The 2,181-nt window shown below is 75.2% G+C and carries 1 protein-coding gene; it reads right to left on the bottom strand.

What is annotated here, in order from left to right:
* Nucleotides 1-39: 39 nt before the first annotated feature.
* Nucleotides 40-2,181 (bottom strand): ComEC/Rec2 family competence protein (locus E1200_RS32790; protein ID WP_207933664.1); only part of this gene is annotated, 2,142 nt, incomplete at its 5' end.

Below are 2,181 nucleotides of genomic sequence, written 5' to 3'. Positions count from 1 at the left end.
GACGTGAGAACGGCAACGGGGGGCTTGGGCGGTCGCGGGTCAGCGGTGCGGGACTACTGCTATGCCGGTTCTCGTCCGGGTTATGGCTATGTCTCCTTCCTGGTCGGTGCGGTGGATCTGGGTGCCGAGGCGCTGGAGGAGTTCGAGGGTTGCCGGGGACGGGTGGCCGTAGTCGTTGTCGTCGCCCACTGAGATCAGGGAGACGGGGGCGCGGGCGGCGGCCAGGAACTCTGGGGCCTGTCCTCTGGCTCCGTGGTGGGGAACCTTCAGGACTTGGACGTGAGGGACGGCCGTTATCAGGGCGCGTTGTGCCTCCTCTTCTATGTCGCCGGCCAGGAGGGCGCTGAAGCCGGGGCTGCGGGCCACGACGACCACGCTGGCGTTGTTGATCTCGGTGCCGTCGTCTCCGGGGGTGAGGGCCGGGCCGGTTCGCGGGGCGAGTACCGAGAGGGTCAGGCCGCCGATGCGCCATTGCTGGCCCGCCTCGGCGTGGTGGGTGCGGACGCCGGGGGCGAGGCGCGCCTCCCGGCCGGAGGTGCGGGAGGTCGTCAGCATCGCGTGTACTCGGCGGCCGTTCCTGACGCCGGACGTGCCGTCGATGTGGTCGGCATGCGGGTGGGTCAGGACGAGGAGGGGGACGTCCCGCACGCCGAGCCGGCGGAGGCATCGGTCCACCAGGGCGGGGTCTGGGCCGGTGTCGACGACGACGGCCTGGGCGGGGGCGGTGGACAGGACCAGCGCATCACCTTGGCCCACGTCGCAGGCGACCATCCGCCAGCCGGGCGGCGGCCAGCCCGGGGCCGTCACGCGCATGGCGATGACCGCCGCCAAGATCCCGGTCATCGCGGCGGCGGCGAGGAGGCGCAGGTGGCGGCTGCGCAGGATCAGGACGGCGATTCCGGCGGCGAGGAGCAGCGTGATGGCCCCCAGCCCGCCGCCCGGCCACGGGATCGTGGCGTAGGGCAGTGCGGCGGCGGTGCGGGCCACCCGGATGATCCAGCCGACCGCCAGGCCCGCGGGCCACACGATGGCCTGCGCGAGGGGCAGGGCGACGAGGGCCGTCACGGCGCCGAGTGCGCCGAGGAGGGTTGCAGGGGCGACGGCTGGAGCGGCCAAGAGGTTCGCGAACACCGCGATCACGCCTATCTCCCCTGAGAGCATCACCAGGACGGGGGACACGGCGACCTGTGCGGCGGCCGCGACGGCGAGGGCGTCGGCGAGGGGGCCGGGCAGCCGGCGGGCCAGCCGCTCCCGCCAGCGCGGCGCCAGGACGAGCAGCCCGGCGGTCGCCAGTACCGACAGCGTGAACCCGTAGGAGCGCGCCAGGGCCGGGTCGATCAGCACGAGGAGCAGCACGGCGGCGGCCAGGGCGGGGACGCCCTGGCGCTGCCGCCCGGTGACCAGCGCCAGGAGGCCGATGAGGCCCATGACGGTCGCCCGCAGGACGCTCGGTTCCGGACGCGCGACCAGGACGAAAGCGACCACCGCGATGACGGCGACGGGCGGGGCGCGGCGGCGGCCGAGGCCGAGGAGCCGGCACAGGCCGAGGACGGCCCCGATGACGATCGCGAGGTTCGCCCCGGACACGACCATCAGGTGGGTGAGCCCGGCGGTGCGGAAGTCTTCGGCCAGCGCCGGGTCGAGGCCGGAGGTGTCGCCGACGACCATGCCCGGCAGGACTCCGCGCTGGTCGGGCGGGAGTCGCGCCACCGCGGCCCGCAGCCGCGCCCGGACGTGCTCGGCCGCGCGCTGCATCCGCGACGGCGGCCCGAGAACGGTGGGCGGGCCCCGGACGATCACGACCGCGGCGAGCAGGTCGGCCCCCTCGGGGAGCAGGAACTTGCCGTGGAGACGAACCCGCTGGCTGGGCACCATGCGGCGCCAGCGCGCGTCGTCCGCGATCAGCAGCACGGGCACGCGGACGTCCGCCCGGGGGACCGTCTCCGCCCGGCCCCGGATAATGATCACCTGCCGGCCCTTTCCCGGCTTCGCCCGCGGGTCGCCCGTCACGACCACCTCGGCGGTCGCGAACCGCCCCTCGCGCGCCAGCTCGCGCACCGGCCCCGTGCCGACGGCCGTAGCCCGGAGGGCCACCCCGGACGCGGACGCGGCCGCGCACACGAGCACGACCCCGACCAGCCTCCGCCGCGCCCCCATCCTCCCCAGCACACCTGATGGCGC

Origin of the sequence: Actinomadura sp. GC306 (assembly GCF_004348665.1) — a bacterium.
GTDB lineage: Bacteria > Actinomycetota > Actinomycetes > Streptosporangiales > Streptosporangiaceae > Spirillospora.
This window is presented reverse-complemented; position numbering and strand designations above follow the sequence as displayed.